This is a genomic window from Aeromonas sp. S12(2024) (genome assembly GCF_041402305.1).
Taxonomy (GTDB): domain Bacteria; phylum Pseudomonadota; class Gammaproteobacteria; order Enterobacterales; family Aeromonadaceae; genus Aeromonas; species Aeromonas veronii.
This window is the reverse complement of the sequence record NZ_JBGLRB010000005.1, coordinates 1-13,459: the sequence shown is the minus strand read 5'-3', so window position 1 is coordinate 13,459 and position 13,459 is coordinate 1. Positions and strand designations below refer to the sequence as shown.

Below are 13,459 nucleotides of genomic sequence, written 5' to 3'. Positions count from 1 at the left end.
TTGTTAAAAAAAACTCACAATAAGGCGCTTTGAGTGTGATCTTGGTCGTCCGAAAGGCGACCAAAATCAAACTTTGGTTGATTAATTCAAAAAAACGCTGTGATTAATAAGGGCATTTAATTAAAGTCAGCCCATCAAGAGTGGCGCACGTTAATCGGTTGTTAAGTGAGACGGGCGCCGACCCTCAGGGTCAAAATCTCGCACTGTTGTTTGTTGCAATCCTGTTGTCACAAGGAGTGATGGCCAGGTTGCCGGGGGGCGAGAGGTTAATATCAAGGACGGACAGCAGGCGTTCCAGGGAGATGGAACCGGGCCAAGGCCCGACCAAACAAGAATCCCATTTTCCTAGATGACAGGAACAACGTATGTCTGACATGAATATTGCAGCTGATGGTCGTTTAGCCAGCAACACCTCCCGCGGCGTCAACAAGGCCGATGTGGTCTGGATGCTGGGTCTGTACGGTACCGCGATCGGTGCCGGTGTGCTCTTCCTGCCAATCAACGCCGGTGTAGGTGGCCTGTGGCCGCTGGTTGCCATGTTGATCCTGGCGCTGCCGCTGACTTTCTTTGCTCACCGTGGTCTGACCCGCTTCGTGCTGTCCGGCTCTACCCGTGATGGCGACATCACTGAAGTAGTAGAAGAGCACTTCGGCAAGACCGCAGGCAAATTCATCACCCTGCTCTACTTCTTTGCCATCTACCCGATCGTGCTGATGTATTCAGTCGCCATCACCAACACCGTCGAGAGTGTGATTGTTCACCAGCTGGGCATGTCTGCACCTCCCCGTGCCGTTCTGTCACTGGCTCTGATCCTCGGTCTGATGGCGGTTGTTCGTCTGGGCGGCCAGGTTATCGTCAAAGCGATGAGCGTGCTGGTATTCCCGTTCGTGCTCACCCTGATGGGTCTGGCGTTCTACCTGATCCCGCACTGGAACGGTGCCATCATCACTGAAGCTCCGGCCCTGTCCGACGCCTTCAACGGTGACTTCATCAAGACCCTGTGGCTGGCTATCCCGGTAATGGTGTTCTCCTTCAACCACTCCCCGATCATCTCCTCCTTCGCGGTGGACAACAAAGGTCGTTACGGTGAAGGTGCCGAGAAGAAGTGCAGTAACATCCTGCTGGGCGCCCACGTCATGATGGTGATGACCGTTATGTTCTTCGTATTCAGCTGCGTACTGAGCCTCTCCCCGGCTGACCTGGCTGCTGCCAAAGAACAGAACATCTCCATCCTGTCCTACCTGGCCAACCACTTCGATAACCCGGTTATCGGTACTGTGGCTCCGCTGATCGCCATGGTTGCCATCAGCAAATCCTTCCTGGGTCACTACCTGGGTGCGCAAGAAGGCATGAACGGCCTGATGGCCAAGGCGCTGCGCGAGAAGGGCAAGAACGTTGACACCAAGCAACTGAACAAAGTCACTGCCGTGTTCATGATCCTGACCACCTGGGCCATCGCCACCATCAACCCGAGCATCCTCGGCATGATTGAAGACCTGGGCGGCCCGATCATCGCAATGCTGCTGTTCCTGATGCCGATGTACGCCATCACCAAGGTTCCGGCCATGCGCAAATACGCTGGCAACATCAGCAACGGCTTCGTGACCATCATCGGCCTGATCGCCATGTCCGGTATCATCTACAAGCTGATTGCCTGATAACGCCGGTTACCAAGTTGAATGAAGAAGCCGCCTCGCAAGAGGCGGCTTTTTTATGGCTGTTTGGGGCTGCGAGCGGATGCGGTATCGCTACTTCATCAGCTTCTTCACCTCGTCACTGGTCAGCGCCTTGTTGAATTTGTCCCGCGCCTCTTTCCCCTTGGCGGTGTTGGTAAAGCAGACGTGGAGGGACTTGTCCTCGAGGATCTTGCCGTTGAAGCCGAGGTTGGCGGCAACGCCCTTGAGTTGGGGATCGCTCTCCAGCAGATAGGTCATCACATTCTGGTCGATAACCGCCAGATCGAGCCGACCGTTGCCGAGCTTGAGCAGGTTCTGGCTGTCCGAGCTGGTGGCATCGGCCGAGAGTGCCTTGCTGGCCACTTTTTCGTCGAACTCGGTGGTATTCACATAGCCGGTGACGACGCCAATTTTCTTGCCCTTGAGGTCATCAAGGCTCTGCCAGGTGACCGGCTGATCGGCCCGCTGGGCAAAGCCGAGAGGGCCGTTACCTATGGGGTCTGAGAAGAGGCAACTGCTCTTGGGGTCGAGATACTCGGGGAAATAACCCAGTACCTCGGGGTTGTTGGTCGCCTCGTCCACGGCCCGTTGCCAGGGGTAGAACTTGATGGTCAGCGGGTCGCCAGCCAGGGCAAAGGCTGCGGTCACCACCTGACTGCTCTTGCCCTGCTCAGGGAGGCTGGCGCTGGTGTAAGGTGGCCATTCAAGGCTGGTCAACACCGCCGCCTGAGCGGCCGACATGCCGAACAAGGGAAGAGTGGCCAGGGCGAGGTGCTTCCATTTCAGGCTCATAGGGATAACTCCTTGTGGTCAAACACCCCTTAAAGATAGCCCCCGGTGTCGATTGCGGATGCCGGCCATGGCTGACCGGCATCCGTGCCTCTATTTGTTGTCGATATTCTCCGACTGCCAGAGGGCATAGCCCTTGCCGGAGGCCGTGGTAGGCAGATCAATCTGCATCAGGTCGTTGCCGATGACAAAGGGGCCCGAGTAGCGGGCGCGCAGATCCTGCGCCAGATCCTTCACCCTGATCTTGCCGTTGAGGCCGATATGGCTGAACACGGTCAGCGCCGGTTTGGCTTCGTTCATTACCCGGGCCGCCTGCTCAGGGGAGGCGAGGTGACCGGCGATCGCCTTGTAGCCGGGGTTGGCCTTCATCTGCTCGGCAGAGGTCATGGAGACGCAGTGCACCAGCAGATCGGCCCCTTTGGCCTGCTTCACTACTTCGGGGCTGTAGCGGGTATCGCCGGAGAGCACCACGCTGTGGCCGTGGTAGTCGATGCGATAGCCGAATGACGGCTTGATGTTGACCCCGTGGTCGTTGTCAAAGGCGGTTACCTTGACCCCATCATGGTTGTAGACCACCCCGGCGGTGACCTCGTGGCTGTTGATCTCCACCCCGTCCAGCGGCGTTCCCTCATCCTTGACCCGGGTGGCGATGTCGGTGGCGTAGGCCTGCTGCAAGCCACGGGCGAGAGCTGTGGTGCCTTTGGGGCCGTAGAGTTCCATCGGCGCGTGGCGCTGGCCATAGGCCGGTTGCAGCCAGCCGGTCAGCCAGAGATCCGCCAGCCCGTTGGTGTGGTCGGAGTGAAAGTGGGTGAGGAAGAAGGCGTTGACCCGGCCGATGGGGATATGCAGCTGCCACAGGCGAGTGGCGGAGTTGCGGCCAAAATCGAACACCAGCTTCTGGTTGCCCGCTTCGACCAGAGTGCTGTAGCCGCCCCGGCTGATCTGGGGTACCGGAGTGCCGGTGCCGAGCAGGCTGACCCTAAAAATATCGGGCCGGGCTTGAGTTGCTGAGGCAGGGGCTTGATCGTGGTTGCTGATAAAGCTGCTCTCGGCAGCCTGACTGGCGCCGCTGGCCAGCAGACCGACCAGCAGGGCGGCCAGATAGGTGCTTTTCATGGGAATTTATCCTGTGGGGGAGGGATGGCATCACTGTATTGGCAACTAAAAGTTGAATAAATTGGCTAAAATCCATTTCTTACTAAACTTTTGGTTGTGAATTAGGGCCCTTGTCGCGGGCTAAACGGCCTTGAAATGGGCAAAAAGGAGGGGTTGTGGACCGATTGACCAGCATGCGTATCTTCATCCGGGTGGTGGATCTCGGCTCTTACAGCGCGGTGGCGAGCGAAGAGGGGATCAGCGCCCAGATGGTGGGCAAGCATGTGCTGGGACTGGAGCTGTGGCTGGGGGGCAAGCTGTTTCACAAGACCACCCGCCAGCAGACCCTCACCGAACTAGGCCAGCTGTTTTTGGCTCGCTGCCAGCGGGTGCTGGAGGAGCTGGCATTGACCGAATCGCTCACCCAGAATCTGTTGGCTGAGCCGGCCGGACGGCTGCGCATCGCTGCCCCCCTCAGCTTTGGCCACCACCGGCTGGTGCCGCTGTTGCCCGCTTTTCTCGACCGCTACCCCAAGCTGGATCTGGATCTGCAGCTCACCCCGCGCTGGGTCGATCTGGTGGAGGAGGGGTTCGACGCCGCTATCCGCACCCTGCGCCCGCAGGATGAGGCGCTGATTGCCCGTCCGCTGCTGACCCAGCACTACTGGCTCTGCGCAGCCCCTGACTACCTCAATCGCCACGGCGTGCCCCGTCATCCGGCCGATCTAGTTCGCCACCAGTGTCTGCACGGCAACTGGGGCGAGCATGAGCGCTGGCAGTTTGTCGGTGAGGATGGCCAGAGCGAGGAGGTGCGGGTCGCCTCGCGCCTGCGCATCAATCACTGGCCAGCCTTGTTGACGGCTGCGCTCTCGGGGGCTGGCATCACCTTGCAGCCAGCCGAACAGGTGAGTGACCATATCGCTTCGGGGCGTTTGCTGCCGCTGCTTGGCCGCTATCAGAGCCCGGCCAAGACCCTCTACTTCATCTATCCGGCGGCGCGGCGGCAGGTGCTCAAGATCACCCTGCTGGGGGATTTTCTGGCCGAATCCCTGCAAGCTGGGCCCGAGCCTGAATAAAAGGCTGCATATTCTCGCCGCCGCGCTTAACCATCGTGCTTAACAAAGGGGCGGAGCAGGCCTAACATGGCGGGATGTTTTTCTAGTCGGGACAAAAGGATATGTCTGGGTTGAAAAAGGATCTCGGGCTCTGGCAGGGGATGGGGCTGCTCGCCACCTCGCTGCTCGGCACCGGGATCTTCGTGGTACCGGCGACTGCCGCCTCGCTGGCGGGTGGGGCCTCGCTCTGGGCCTGGTTGCTGCTGATAGCGCTGGTGCTGCCCATCGCCTTTACCTTCGCTCGCCTCGGCCGTCGCTATCCCCATGCGGGCGGTGCGCCGCACCTGATTGGCCTCGCCTTTGGCAACGGCGCCGAGCGCTTCTCCGCCTTCCTGTTTCTGGCTGTGCTGCCGGTGGGCCTGCCTGCCGCCCTGATGATTGCCGCCGGCTTCTGGCATGCCCTGTTCGAGATGGGGGAGTGGACCCTCTGGGCCATCCAGCTGCTGACCCTGCTCGGGGTATTCCTGCTGGGGCTGCGCGGGGCGCGCTCCTCCGGCAACCTGCAACTGTTGATAGCTCTGGCTATTCTGGGGCTCACCCTGCTGATCTGGTTCAAGGGAGAGGTGAGCTGGCGCGATGCGGCCCGGCCGCTGCCGAGCGCGGACGAGTGGCCCGCCATGGCTACGGCGCTGGCGGTGATGTTCTGGTGTTTCGTCGGGCTGGAAGCCTTCGCCCACATGGGGGAGGAGTTCAAGCGGCCGGAGCGGGACTACCCCATCGCCCTGCTCGGCGGGGTGCTGCTGGCGGGACTTATCTACTGGGTGCACTCGCTGGTGGTGCTCAAATATGGCCTCTACGGCGATGAGGCGAAAAACGCCACCGCCATCCCCTCCCTGCTGGCGCTGCTGTTTGGCCCCACCGCCAAGTGGCTGGTGGCGGTGCTCGGCTACCTCTCCTGTTTTGCCAGCATCAACATCTACATTCAGGGCTTTGCCCGGCTGATCTGGAGCATGGCGCGGGAAGGCAAGCTGCCCGCTTCGCTGGCCATGCTCACCGCCCGCGGCGCACCGCTGCGGGCGCTCGGTCTGGTGCTCGCCATCTGTCTGCTCTGCATCACCCTTATCATCTGGCTGCGACTGCCGCTCGATGAGCTGATCCGCTACGCCAACGGCAACTTCGTGCTGGTCTATCTGCTCTGCATGGCGGCGGGCTGGCGCCTGCTTGGCGGGGTGGGCAAGGGACTGGCGGGGGTGAGTGTGCTGCTCTGCGCTCTGGTGCTGGTGGCGCTCGCCACTCAGGTGCTCTATGCGGTGGTGCTCAGTCTTGGCTACGGCGGGTTCTCGTTGTGGCGGCGTCATCTGCGCCGCAGTCGTCAGCAGGATGCGCTTCCGGTAGCGAAGTAACGTCTCCCCGATGGTCGAAGAAATGAGAAAGCCCTGATGTTCAGGGCTTTTTGATTACGGCATATGGGATGTTCATATGAATACTAGTTGGCACGCTATTTGCCGAAAAGTGCGGTGTCGGATCAACTCAACGGCGATTTATAGCCAAAAAAAGTGGGATCCAGCTCCCGTTTTGCTTAAAGTGATCCCTTCCGATCCCGGTGGTCGGAATGCCCGCAAGGATGCCCTTCAGACGTAAACAGGATGGCCTGGCCAGACTGACTCTCAGAGATGTGATTGCTTCGGTTCTCTTTTTATCTGTCACCTGTGGTGATAGCGCCTTGTTCCGTTCAGTCAGCCCGGGTTTTGCGTCTCTCTCATCGTGCATTGTCACCATCTGCAGCGAGTGAATCATGAGCGAATCGGTTTTTGAGATCCACGACTGGACCCTGAGCGTTGACGACAACATGTTGTGTCGCCCCGACCGCGAGGTCTACCTCGAACCCAGACTGGTCAATCTGTTGCGGTTTCTGGCCCACAATGCCGGCACCGTGTTTGGCCGCGATGCCCTGATCAATGAGGTGTGGGATGGCGCCGAGGTGACCGATCAGGTGGTGACCCAGTCCATCTTCGAACTGCGCAAGATCCTCAAAGATGGTCGCACCGATGCGACCGACTATATCGTCACCGTACCCAAGCGCGGCTACAAGCTGGTGGCACCGGTGCGGCCGCTGCAGGTGGTTTCCGTAGTGATGGCGGACGAGCAGCCCGCGGTCAATACCACTCTCTCAGACAACCCGACGCTCTCCGATCTGAGCCCGCCCGCGGCTGAGCAGGATGATGATGCACAGCCCAATGTTGCCCCTTTTCCCGCCGGGCCCCTGACTCGCGCCATCTCCACCCATGCCAAGGATGCCCGCAGCCGCTGGAAGATGGTGAGTTTCGATATCTTCGTGGCCATCGTGCTGATCGCCATTGTCAGCATGCTCAGCTACCAGCACACCAGCCCCCAGGTGCATGCCATGCTGGATCCCAATCTGCTGGTGTTCCGCTTCCACTCCGGCATGGATGACAACAACGAGAACGTGCGCCTCGCCGATGGCATTACCCGCGCCCTGATGGGGGAGGTGGCCGTGGCTACGCCGCTGCGGGTGCAGTACGGCGCCACCACTCTGATGGGGGGCATCATGCCCGGCAAGGAGCTGAGTGTGCGGGTCACCCGCCAGCCCCGTGGCACCTATCTCGATCTGGAGTATCGCAATATCAACACCAACCGGGTGCTGTTCAGCCATCAGTACCAGCTCAGTCGCCACAGTGTGCACGGCGTGTTGCAGGCCAGCAGCCAGGATCTGCTGCGCGCCCTCGACCAACCCGATGCCGAGCCGGGGATGGGCTGGCCGACCGATGATGCCTCCCTGATGGCGATGATGGAGGCGCAGTACTACATCAACAGCCGGGATCCGGTCGCCCTCAAGCGTGGGATTGATCTGCTGGAGCAGGCGTTGATTGCCCATCCGGATCAGCCGCTGCTGTTGGCGGAGCGCTATCTGGCTGGCGAGGCGCTGGCCACCCTGGCGGGCAAATCCGAGAGCGAGCGGCTGCAGGGGATTGGCACTCATCTCGCCAGCGTGGTGCAAAACAGCGGTGCTCTCCCTGCTCGGGTGTGGGAGGCGTTGACCCTGCAGGCGATCCTCAACGGCCAGCAACAGCAGGCCAACTATCTGCTGGAGAAGGCGGCGAGTCGCGGCCGCTCGGTGCTCTACTACATACTGCAGGGCAAGCTGGCGGAGCTGGATGGTCGCCCCGAGGCGGCGGGGGATGCCTACAGTCAGGCCTTCCTGATGGAGGCGACCGAGCAGACCTATCTGCTCTGCCAGCAGCTCGGTTTCTACAGCAATATGGAGAGCCTCACTCCGGCTCTGTTCAATGCGCTGGGCCAGAGCAAGGTGAAGCTCTTCTAACACCGCAGTGTTGGTTTTCCCCCGGTCGGTGCGGTTGCCGACCTCATCCACAGGCTGCCTTCGGGCGGCCTGTGCGGTTTCTGCTTGTTTCAATCCTGCTTGTTTGCCACCGGGGATAGTCGCTCTGGTGCGGCCCGATTTATCCCCCCGCAGTTCCCCACTATCTGCCTTTGTCTTGCACGCGGCATTCGCTGCACTCGCGTTTGTTCGGCTTCACGCCGCGCACGCAGCTTGTGACATCTGCTCATTGTCGGTTGCGGGATAAGCTGTCTGTCTCGACCCATTTCTCATTGCTTACCGGTTATCGCCGTTGCGCTTTACCTCTGAGTTTGGATTGTGATGAGACGAGCGGAGGGGCGAACAGAAGGTGAGCGGCCACTCAGGGTGATGGTCAGCTGGGCGTTCGGATGGTTACAAGGGGAGGGGGCGCAATGGGCGCTGCTTTATCCCGGGTTTATCTGACCAAAAATATCAAGACGGCGAGATAAGGGGGTTATCAAGGGGCAAAAACGGGTTGGCCGGATATCAAGGTTTTATCAAGAAGGCTGTGTGATGTGATGTCAATTTACTGTTTTTAAATGGTTTTTATCAAAAACGATGAGGCGGCGAAAAAAGTTGCCTCATATTTTTATCCCTTAGCTGGTCTTTATGTTTTCCGGGGATGAGAGGCCTAGTCTGTGCCCATTCTTTGGCGGGGCGTTCCGCCAAATGTGTATGTGACGACCCGACCTTTTATAGAACCGGAGATCTTATGTCCCTCGATACGAGCAAGAAGATTGGCCTTATCGCCTGTACAGGTGTGGTGGCCGGCAACATGATGGGGAGTGGCATCGCGCTGCTGCCTTCGGCACTGGCCACCATCGGCTCCATCTCTGTTTTTAGCTGGGCAATCTGTCTGGTAGGCGCCATGGGCCTCGCCTTTGTCTTCGCCCGCCTGGCTACCAAGAACCCGCAAGAGGGTGGCCCCATTGCTTACGCTGGCGAGATCTCTCCGGTGTTCGGTTTCCAGACCGGAGTGCTCTATTACCACGCCAACTGGATCGGTAACCTGGCCATCGCCATTACCGGTGTCTCCTACCTCTCGGTCTTCTTCCCCATTCTCAACAGCCCAATTCCGGCCGCCGCAGCCACCATCGCTGCCGTCTGGATCTTCACCTTCGTCAACCTGCTTGGCGGTAGCTGGGTGAGCCGACTCTGTACCCTGGGTCTGGTGCTGATCCTGCTGCCGGTTGTCGGTACTGCGGTGATGGGTTGGGGTCATTTTGATGCCACCGTCTACAGCCAGAACTGGAACACCACCAGCGGCAGCGACCTGCATGCGGTCATCAGCGCCGTGCTGATCTGCCTCTGGTCCTTCGTCGGTGTTGAATCTGCCGCCGTCTCTTCCGGCATGGTGAAGAATCCCAAGCGTACTGTACCGCTTGCCACCATGCTGGGTACCGGTATCGCGGGTGTTATCTACATCCTCTCTACCCAGGTGATCAGCGGCATGTTCCCGGCCGGTGAAGTGGCTGCTTCCGGCGCCCCGTTTGCAATGGCCTCTTCCGCCATCTTCGGTAGCTGGTCTGCGCCGTTCGTCTCTGCCTTCACCGCCCTGGCCTGCTTCACCTCGCTGGGCTCCTGGATGATGCTGGTGGGCGAGGCGGGCAAGCGTGCCGCCAACGACGGCAACTTCCCGAAAATCTATGGCGAAGTGGACAAGAACGGCGTAGCCAAGAAGGGTCTGATCCTGGGCTCCCTCAAGATGACTGCCCTGATGGTTGGCCTGACCGCCTTCACTTCCCAGTCCGCTCACGCAGCCGATCTCTTCAACGTGCTGACCACAGATGCGGTGCTGTTGACCATGCTGCCCTACTTCTACTCCAGCATTAACCTGATCCGCTTCGAGGGCATGACCTCCCGCAGCATCGGCGCGATGATCTTCTCCGGTGTGGCCTGTGTCTTCTGTCTGGTAGCCCTGATGGGTGCCAAGGGTTCCAACCTCACCGCTACCTTCGTGGTGTCGCTCATCATCCTGATGTTCTACGCCAAAAAACAGGGTCTGCGTCAGCACGACGCCCTGCTGAACGAACAACCCAGCAACTAATTCCCCCTTTTATCTTCCGAGCGCTCTTCACTCACCATCCCTGATGGAGAGCGCCCCTTTACGTGTGGAGCATTACGATGAATATCATTGCCATCCTCAACCACCTGGGCGTTTTCTTTAAAGAAGAACCCATTCGCCAGCTGCAAGCCTCCCTCGAGCGCAAGGGTTTCGAGGTTGTTTATCCGGTCGATGTGGCCGACCTGCTGAAACTGATCGAGAAGAACCCCCGCGTTTGCGGCGCCATCTTCGACTGGGACAAATACTCTCTGGGCCTGTGCAAGGAGATCCACGATCGCAACGAGAAGCTGCCGATCTTCGCCTTCGCCAACGACCAGTCCACCCTGGACATTCACCTGACCGACCTGCGTCTGAACGTGCACTTCTTCGAGTACCGTCTCGGCATGGCTGACGACATCGCCCTCAAGATGGGTCAGGCCACTCAGGAGTATCAGGACGCCATCCTGCCGCCGTTCACCAAGGCGCTGTTCAAGTACGTGGAAGAGGGTAAATACACCTTCTGTACTCCGGGTCACATGGGCGGTACCGCCTTCCAGATGAGCCCGGCCGGCAGCATCTTCTATGACTTCTACGGCCCGAACGCGTTCAAGGCTGACGTTTCCATCTCCATGCCGGAGCTGGGCTCCCTGCTGGATCACTCGGGTCCGCACAAGGAAGCCGAAGAGTACATCGCCCGTACCTTCAACGCTGATCGTTCCTATATCGTCACCAACGGCACCTCCACTGCCAACAAGATCGTCGGCATGTTCTCCGCACCGGCGGGCAGCACAGTGCTGGTTGACCGCAACTGCCACAAGTCGCTCACTCACCTGATGATGATGAACGACGTGACCCCGATCTACTTCCGTCCGACCCGCAACGCCTACGGCATTCTGGGTGGTATCCCGCAGAGCGAATTCAGCCGCGACACCATCGCTGCCAAGGTCGCCGCGACACCGGGTGCCCAGGCTCCCCGTTACGCCGTTGTCACCAACTCCACCTATGATGGCCTGCTCTACAACACCGGCTTCATCAAGGAGAGTCTGGATACCCCTTACATCCACTTCGACAGTGCCTGGGTGCCTTACACCAACTTCAGCCCGATCTATGAAGGCAAGTGCGGCATGAGCGGCGAAGCGATGCCGGGCAAGGTGTTCTACGAAACCCAGTCCACCCACAAGCTGCTGGCGGCCTTCTCCCAGGCCTCGATGATCCACATCAAGGGTGACGTGGAGGAGGAGACCTTCAACGAAGCCTTCATGATGCACACCTCCACCTCGCCGCAGTACGGCATCGTGGCATCGACCGAGATCTCCGCTGCCATGATGCGTGGCAACACCGGCAAGCGTCTGATCAAGGACTCCATCGATCGCGCCATCTCCTTCCGCAAAGAGATCAAGCGTCTGCGTGATCAGAGCGAAGGCTGGTTCTTCGACGTATGGCAGCCGGACAACATCGACACCGTCGAGTGCTGGAAGCTGGATCCGAAAGATGACTGGCACGGCTTCAAGGACATCGATGACAACCACATGTACCTGGATCCGATCAAGGTCACCCTGCTGACTCCGGGTATGGGTCGTGACGGCCAGCTGCTGGAGAAGGGCATCCCTGCCTCTCTGGTCTCCAAGTTCCTCGACGAGCGCGGCATCGTGGTCGAGAAGACCGGCCCCTACAACATGCTGTTCCTCTTCTCTATCGGTATCGATCAGTCCAAGGCGATGCAGCTGCTGCGTGCCCTGACCGAGTTCAAGCGTGGCTACGACCTGAACCTGACCATCAAGAACATCCTGCCGAGCCTCTATCGTGAAGACCCGAGCTTCTACGAAGGGATGCGCATTCAGGAGCTGGCCCAGAGCATCCACGATCTGACCTGCAAATACCGTCTGCCGGAGCTGATGTTCAAGGCGTTCGACGTGCTGCCGGAGATGAAGATGACCCCGCATGCTGCATGGCAGCAAGAGCTGGCGGGCAATCTGGAAGAGGTGCCGTTGCGTGACATGGTTGACCGCATCAGCGCCAACATGATCCTGCCGTACCCGCCGGGAGTACCGCTGGTTCTGCCGGGCGAGATGGTGACCCAGGATTCTCTGCCGGTGCTCGAGTTCCTCGAGATGCTGTGCGAGATCGGTGCCCACTACCCGGGCTTCGAGACCGACATCCACGGCCTCTATCGTCAGGCCGATGGCAGCTACACCGTCAAGGTGCTGCGTTAATCGACAGTGACAACAGTCGAAAGTGACAACAACGGGCCGCAAGGCCCGTTTTTCCCTCCGGAATTCCTGTTCTTATTGCGTGAGTCGCCAATCATGAAGCGAGTGCTCTCCATTCAATCCCACGTAGTCTTTGGCTGTGCCGGCAACAGCGCCGCCGTTTTTCCCATGCGTCGCCTCGGGATCGAGGTGTGGCCGATGAACACGGTGCAGTTCTCCAACCACACCCAATACCGCGAAGGCTGGCAGGGGATGGTGATGCCCGGCGGTCATATCCGTCAGCTGGTAAACGGCCTGGCGGAGATCGGCGTGCTGGCCGAGTGCGATGCGCTGCTGAGCGGCTACCTCGGCTCGGCCGAACAGGGGGAGGAGATCCTGGCGGCGGTGGCCCGGCTCAAGGCGCTCAATCCGGCCGCCCTCTACTTTTGTGACCCCGTGATGGGTCACCCCGACAAGGGGTGCATAGTGGCACCCGGCGTCGCCGATTTTCTGAAAAACCGGGCACTGGCCTGCGCCGATATGTTGGCTCCCAATCTGCTGGAGCTGGAACAGCTCACCGGCCGCGATATCCGCAATGTGCCGGAGGCCATCGAGGCGTGCCAGCAACTGCGCGCGCAAGGGGTCAAGCTGGTGATGGTCAAGCATCTGGGCAAGGCAGGTTTTGCCATGGACCGCTTCGAAATGTTGCTGGTGTGCGAGGAGGGAACCTTTCATCTCTCCCGCCCACTCTACCCTTTTGCTCGCCACCCCATCGGGGTGGGGGATCTGCTGAGCGCCACCATGCTGGCCAATCTGCTGGCCGGTTGTACCCCGGTGGCGGCGTTCGAACTTACCAACGCCAGCGTTGATGCGGTACTGAGCCGGACCTGGCTGGCGGGGGCCTACGAGCTGCAACTGGTGGCGGCACAGCATGAGATGGCGCTGCCGCAGGTCTCCATCCGGGCGACCCGCCTCTGAGCTGATTACGCGCACAGAAGAAACAACAAAGCCCTGATCATCAGGGCTTTTTATATGTCAGTGTCCCGTCCTGAATATGGTTTACACCTTTCCCCCCAATAAATGGAGAACCCGATGGGACAAGGTGTGAAACGGACACAGCGCGATTACTCGCTGACTTTTAAACTGGCACTGGTCGAGCAGATTGAAAAAGGCGAGCTCACCTACAAACAGGCTCAGGTGCGTTATGGCATTCAGGGCCGCTCCACCGT

Annotated in this window: 9 protein-coding genes and 1 pseudogene; 8 read left to right on the top strand and 2 right to left on the bottom strand. The window is 59.6% G+C overall.

Annotated elements, in window-relative coordinates; genetic code table 11:
* The first annotated feature begins 365 nt into the window (after window positions 1–365).
* On the top strand, window positions 366–1,658 hold the full coding sequence (locus ACB035_RS06355; protein ID WP_005338498.1) for an HAAAP family serine/threonine permease: 1,293 nt from the start codon (window positions 366–368) through the stop codon (window positions 1,656–1,658).
* A 90-nt stretch (window positions 1,659–1,748) separates the two neighbouring features.
* On the opposite strand, the gene ACB035_RS06350 is transcribed toward ACB035_RS06355, so the two are convergent.
* On the bottom strand, window positions 1,749–2,468 hold the full coding sequence (locus ACB035_RS06350) for a substrate-binding periplasmic protein (RefSeq protein ID WP_371166930.1): 720 nt from the start codon (window positions 2,466–2,468) through the stop codon (window positions 1,749–1,751).
* A gap of 90 nt (window positions 2,469–2,558) precedes the next feature.
* Window positions 2,559–3,581 carry an MBL fold metallo-hydrolase gene (locus ACB035_RS06345; RefSeq protein ID WP_108613122.1) on the bottom strand — a complete coding sequence of 341 codons (1,023 nt, stop codon included), beginning with the start codon at window positions 3,579–3,581 and terminating at the stop codon, window positions 2,559–2,561.
* Window positions 3,582–3,736: 155 nt separating this feature from the next.
* On the opposite strand from ACB035_RS06345, the gene ACB035_RS06340 reads away from it, so the two are divergent.
* The 7 genes and pseudogenes from ACB035_RS06340 to ACB035_RS06310 form a co-directional block, all read left to right on the top strand.
* The gene (locus tag ACB035_RS06340) at window positions 3,737–4,636 is read left to right on the top strand and encodes a LysR family transcriptional regulator (RefSeq protein ID WP_371166929.1); all 900 of its coding nucleotides are present in this window, start codon (window positions 3,737–3,739) and stop codon (window positions 4,634–4,636) included.
* Window positions 4,637–4,737: 101 nt separating this feature from the next.
* Window positions 4,738–6,018 carry an L-methionine/branched-chain amino acid transporter gene (gene yjeH, locus ACB035_RS06335; protein WP_371166928.1) on the top strand — a complete coding sequence of 427 codons (1,281 nt, stop codon included), beginning with the start codon at window positions 4,738–4,740 and terminating at the stop codon, window positions 6,016–6,018.
* A 392-nt stretch (window positions 6,019–6,410) separates the two neighbouring features.
* Window positions 6,411–7,958, top strand: a complete 1,548-nt coding sequence (gene cadC, locus ACB035_RS06330) for a lysine decarboxylation/transport transcriptional activator CadC (protein WP_167557814.1) — start codon at window positions 6,411–6,413, stop codon at window positions 7,956–7,958.
* 751 nt (window positions 7,959–8,709) lie between these two features.
* Window positions 8,710–10,044, top strand: a complete 1,335-nt coding sequence (gene cadB / locus ACB035_RS06325; protein WP_005347861.1) for a cadaverine/lysine antiporter — start codon at window positions 8,710–8,712, stop codon at window positions 10,042–10,044.
* Window positions 10,045–10,121: 77 nt separating this feature from the next.
* Window positions 10,122–12,254, top strand: coding sequence for a lysine decarboxylase CadA (locus ACB035_RS06320; RefSeq protein ID WP_042079860.1), 2,133 nt, complete (start codon window positions 10,122–10,124; stop codon window positions 12,252–12,254).
* A gap of 93 nt (window positions 12,255–12,347) precedes the next feature.
* Window positions 12,348–13,208 (top strand): pyridoxal kinase PdxY, encoded by an 861-nt coding sequence (pdxY, locus tag ACB035_RS06315; protein ID WP_139735680.1) that lies wholly within the window; start codon window positions 12,348–12,350, stop codon window positions 13,206–13,208.
* Between the two features lie 114 nt (window positions 13,209–13,322).
* Window positions 13,323–13,459: pseudogene (locus ACB035_RS06310) on the top strand (IS3 family transposase); the annotation flags it as partial.